Here is a 5,139-nt window from a genome sequence, read left to right as displayed (position 1 = left end):
CAACCACCCCCGGTCACCCCCCGGTTGGAACACACCGCTCGAATCCCGGCCCCCGAAGACCGACCCCCGAAACCCGAAGCTCGGGACCCGGCCCCACACCCCCTGCCACACCCACGAAAGAGTGAGCCGCCCCCTTACCGGGTCCCGGAACCCGGGTCCCGTGAAACGTCCCCGCTCTCCCGGGCCGCTGCCGCGGCACGGCGGGCGGAAGCGAGGTTCCTGCGTCGGCGCCGGGTGTCGGGGTGGTCCGGTCCCAGCGTCTGCTCGGACTGGGTGACGGTGCGCTCGTACAGAGGGATGGCGCGGTCGAGGTCACCGGCCGCCCGGTAGCTGCCGGCGAGGTTGTTGCGGCTGATCAGGGTTCGCGGATGGGCGTCGCCCAGCACCCGCGTGCGCTGGGCCAGCGTGGCCTCGTGCAGTTCGATGGCACGGTCGAGGTCGCCGGACGAGCTGTAGGCGTAGGCCAGGTTGTTGCGGCTGATCAGAGTGCTGGGGTGGAGGTCGCCCAGGACCCGCTCGCGTTGCTCCAGCGTGGCCTCGTACAGCGGGATGGCGCGGGCGAGGTACCCGGCCGAATCGTAGGCGCAGGCGAGGCCGTTACGACTGGTCAGGGTGCTGGGGTGGGTATCGCCCAGCACCCGCTCGCGTTGCTCCAGCGTGATCTCGTGCAACGCGATGGCGCGGGTGTAGTCGCCCATGGACCAGCACGCCCAGGCAAGGTTGTTGCGGCTGGCCAGGGTGTCGGGGTGGAGGTCGCCCAGCAGCTGCTCGCGCTGGGCCAGCGTTCTCTCGTAGAGCGGGACGGCACGGTCGAGGTCACCGGCCGCTTTATGGGCCCTGGCCAGCCAGCTTCGGGCGACCAGGGTGTCGGCGTGGGTGTCGCCCAGCACCTGCTCGGACCGGGCGAGAACGGCCGCGCGCAGGGGGACGGCGTGGGCATCGCGCCCCTGGCGGTTCAGGTACCGGGCCACGGCCTGCCAGGCGCTGACGGTCCTCGCCGGTGCCGGCGGGTGGGGCGGAGTGGTTTCGGCCAGCGCGGTGGCGTGGGGCAGGAGGCGCTCGAACTCCTGGTCGGGGGCCTCCTCTTCGGGGATGGCCTGATCGAGGAGGTGTTCGGCGTTCCGGCGGCCGGGAGGCACGGCGTCGGCGCCGGTCGCGGTGGTGAGCTGCTGGTGGCGCAGGACGGTCTGGACGAGGCGGTGGACGCCGACGGTCTGGCGGTCGGCGCTGAAGGTGAGCATGTTGTAGGCGTGCAGGACCCCCAGCGCCTCGCCGAGCTCGCGCACGTTCGGGCAGAGCGGGGCGAGGAGGGTGCGGGGAATGGCGTCCGGGGCCAGCCAGGCCATCGCCTCGAGAAGCGTGATCGCCCGTGGGTCGCGGCCCTCGACGACCGTGAGGGTGTGGTGCCAGATACGGGCGATGGTGCGCTCGGGGTCGATCCCGCCGGTGGCGGTGTCGATGACCTCGCCGAGCATCGACCGGTACTCGGCGAACCGGGTGCCCGTCTCGTAGAGGTACGCGCCCGCCTGCTCCAGCGCCAGGGGAAGGTGGCCGAGCACGGCGGCCAGGGCCGCGGCCTCCGCACGCTGCTGCGGAGTGGGGTGCGAGCCCAGGGCCAGGGAGCAGAGAAGGTCGGCGGCCGCTTCCGGGTCCAGGAGGCCGAGCGGCATGGCGGGGGCGATGCTGTGCCAGCCCGTCCCCGTACGGCTGGTGGCCAGGTGATGGCCATCGGGGAGGGCGCCGAGGTAGTGGCGCAGGTCGCGGGGGTCCTCGACGTTGTCGTGGACGAGCAGCCAGCCCGGATGCCACTGCAACCACAGGATCGCCCGCGCCGCCCGTTCGGACACATCCGTGTCCCCGGCCCACTCCGGGCACAGATGCGCCGCGAGGGCGGCCAGGCCCGCGACGATCTGCTCGGTGCTCGAGGCGTTGAGCCACCACACCACCGTGTAGGCGCGGCGGTGGGTGTGGGCGTAATGCAGGGCCAGGGTGCTCTTTCCGATCCCGCCCAGGCCATGGACCGCCCCCACCCCCGGCACCTGGGTGACCGCCGCCTCGCCGTTCACGGTCAACAGGGCGTGCAGGCGCGCCAGTTCGTCCTCGCGGCCCACGAACACACCCGACGCCGAACCCGGCAGATTCCCCGCGCCCGGCGGAGCCTCCACCCGGCGCACCCACTCCACCGCCTCCGCGGGCAGCGTCACCACCCGGGCGCCGTCCCCGGTCACCGCCACACCGACGTCACCGCTCGCGGCGATCGACCGGGGCCCTGCGGCCTCCGCGGCGCTCCCGGTCACAGCTCGATCGTCACGTTGTCCCCGGTGACGGCCGTGGTGATGTTCTGGGCGGCGATGGAACGCTCACCCGACGCCGTCACGTTCACCGTCGTGCCGGATGCGGGCATCAGCCCGGCCAGCTCCGCCAGCAGTTCGGCGTCCTCCCGCAGAGCGCGCTTGATCTGCTGCCGGAGCGCCGCCGCCGCGTCCCCGTCCGCCGGATCGGCTTCCACATCCGCCACCGCCGCCTCCAGCTCCCCCCGGCCGCCGTCACCGCGCCGGCTCCACACCGCCCGCAGAATGCGCCGCCCCAGATTCGCCGTCGCGTCCACCGCCGCATCTTCCGCACGGGTCAGCACCCCCACGCCGTACGCGCCCACGGCCGCCGTGACGTACGGCCCCGCCTGTTCCACCAGCTCCACGATCTCAGCGCTCACCGCAGCAGCCCCTCAGAAGGTTTCGTCCCGGACATGGCCGGTCCAGCGTAGAAAGCCCGCGGCCGTCCCGTAAGCCGGAACGCCGAATCCGCCCATGCCGGTTCCCCCCGTCTCCCCCTCGCCGCCGCCGCGCGGCCGGCGGTCAGTTGTCCGGGGCGGTGACGCGGCCGGTGAGAGCGGCGAGGGAGTTGCGTACGTGGGCCATGTGCGCGTGGAGCTGCTCGCGGCCCTCGTCGTGCTCGCGCACGACGCGTTCCGTCTCCCGCACCACCCGCTCCTCGCGGACCCTGGCCTCCGCGATCAGTTCCGCGGCGCGCGCCTCGGCGTCCTCCTGGCCGTGCCGTGCGGCTTCCTCGGTCCGCGCGAGGGCTCGCCGGGCCTCCGCCAGCCGGGCCTCGGCCTGTTCGGTCAGCTCGTCGTGACGGGCCGTCTGTTCGGTCTCGGCGTCGGCGTGTTCGCGTTCGGCCGTCTTCAGGCGCTCCGCGTGCTCCTGCTCCTGGTGGGTGAGGACGCTGGCGGTGCGCTGGACGGTCTCCGCCATCATGACGCCCGCCTTCTCCCGTACCCCGGCAGCCTCCTCGCGGGCCTCGGTGACCGTGCCGTCGGCCGTCTCCCGCGCGGCCGTCAGCGTTCCGTCCGCGTGCGCGACGGCCTCGGCCCGTACCGCCTCGGCCGCCTTCGCGGCCGCGGCGCGGAGCTCACGCCCAGCCGTCTCCGCCGCCTCGCGCAGCGCCTGCGCCTCCTCCTGGGCGGCGCCCCGTACGCTCTCCGCCTCGCTCGTGGCGAGGGCCAGGATCCGCTGGGCCCGCTCGCCCAGTGACTCGTAGTTCTGCGGGGCGAGGGTGGCGACGACCTCGGCCAGCCGGACCGACTCCGCCGACAGCTCGCCCACCAGCGCGGTCAGCCGGTCCACCTCGGCGAGCGCCTCGTCACGTTCCGCCGAGAGCGCGGACACCGCCCGGTCCACCTGATCCGGGCGGTAGCCCCGTCCCCGTACACCGATCCCGACGAAGCCGTGCGCGGACACCGGTACAGAACTCATGCGTGAAGCCTCTTTCCGACTCTCCGACCATCAGCGACAGGTCAAGGATGCGGCAAATCAGGCTAGAAGTCGGAATCGATCATCTGCTTTACAGACAGAAGCGACAGGCATCACAGAGCACGGCGCCCGGCCCCCTTCCGGGAACCGGACGCCGTGCGCGGAGCCCCGCAGAACCCCGAGAGGTCAGATCAGGCCATCCCACATCTGTTCGAGCAGGACGGACCACCAGCTCTCCGGCGACGCCAGCGCCGCCGCGTCCAGCGCCACCAGCTGGGCCTGGAAGTCGACCGTCCAGCGGCCCGCCTGCTCCGGGTTGAGCCCGAAGCGCAGCCGCCACATCCGGCCGAGCAGCGCCATCGAACGCTGGAACTCCGGCAGCCCGGTGTTCACGAACTGCGGCGGCACCGACTGTCCGCCCGGACCCGCCTCGACGGGCACGGCCACGATGTTCGCCGTCCCGTACTGGACACAGAGCGCCCGGCCGAAGTCGGACCCCATGACCAGGTACGAGCCCGCGTCGGGCGCGGCCTGCACCTGGCGCTGCTGGGCCAGCTCGCCCAGCGTCGGCACCACCGGCTGGCCCGGCTGCGCCCAGAAGAACGGCCCGAAATCGGCGGGCAGCCCGGCCCAGACCAGAGTGCGGGCCACGGCCTCGGGCACGCCCTGGCGGGAGACCGCGCGCTGGTCGAAGCGGAGGATGCCCTGAGGCCCGAAGCTCTGCAGCAGCTCCTCCGCGATCACCTCCGGCGGCACCGCGGGCGCGGGCGGCATCTGCGGCAGCGGAGCCCGCACCGGCGCGGGCCGGGCCGGGCCGTCCGCCACCTGGTGCAGCTCACCCTGGTGGGTGAGGAGGTGCTGCATGCCCTGCTGGCGGCTGGCGTGGTCGGTGCCGTACGGGGCGACGCTGGTGATCCGCACCTGCGGCCAGGTCTCCCGGATCATGCGGGCGCAGTACCCACCGGGCAGCTCGCAGGACTCCAGCTCGGTGTGGAGCTCGATGACCTGCTGCGGCGGGACGTTCATCGCCCGCAGCTCGTGCAGCATCTGCCACTCGGGGTGCGGGGTGCCCGGCGCCGAGCGGCGGATCAGCTGCTGCTCGCTGCCGTCGGGCGCGCGGTACCGCAGCACGGCCTGGTAGCCGGGGCCGACGGTCGGCTGGCCGGACGGGGGCTGCTGCGGGTAGCCGTACGCGGGGGGCGGCGGGGTGTGCGGACCCTGCGGCGGTACGGGGCCGGGGGCTCCGGGAGGGCCGGGCGGGCCGGGGGGCTGAATGCCGCCGGGGCCGCCCATGCTCGGGTCCGCCAGCATCGTCGCGGCATGGTGCACCCCACCACCCGGAGGCGGCGTCGAACCAGGCGGCGAAGGCGGAGGCACCGGAGCACCG

Annotated in this window: 4 protein-coding genes; all 4 read right to left on the bottom strand. The window is 73.7% G+C overall.

Annotated elements, in window-relative coordinates:
* Nucleotides 1-134: 134 nt before the first annotated feature.
* Complete coding sequence (locus ACFCV8_RS15810) at nucleotides 135-2,297, bottom strand: tetratricopeptide repeat protein (RefSeq protein WP_376685912.1); 2,163 nt, start codon at nucleotides 2,295-2,297, stop codon at nucleotides 135-137.
* Entirely contained in the window at nucleotides 2,294-2,713 is a 420-nt protein-coding gene (locus tag ACFCV8_RS15805; protein ID WP_376685911.1) for a hypothetical protein, read from the bottom strand. The genes ACFCV8_RS15810 and ACFCV8_RS15805 overlap by 4 nt, the downstream gene beginning before the upstream one ends.
* A gap of 142 nt (nucleotides 2,714-2,855) precedes the next feature.
* Entirely contained in the window at nucleotides 2,856-3,755 is a 900-nt protein-coding gene (locus ACFCV8_RS15800; RefSeq protein WP_376685910.1) for a cellulose-binding protein, read from the bottom strand.
* Between the two features lie 183 nt (nucleotides 3,756-3,938).
* Nucleotides 3,939-5,139: SUKH-4 family immunity protein (locus tag ACFCV8_RS15795; RefSeq protein WP_376685909.1), on the bottom strand; the 1,201-nt coding region annotated here is incomplete at its 5' end.

The organism is Streptomyces sp. NPDC056347, from assembly GCF_042262625.1.
In the GTDB taxonomy this organism is placed as follows: Bacteria; Actinomycetota; Actinomycetes; order Streptomycetales; family Streptomycetaceae; genus Streptomyces.
This window is presented reverse-complemented; position numbering and strand designations above follow the sequence as displayed.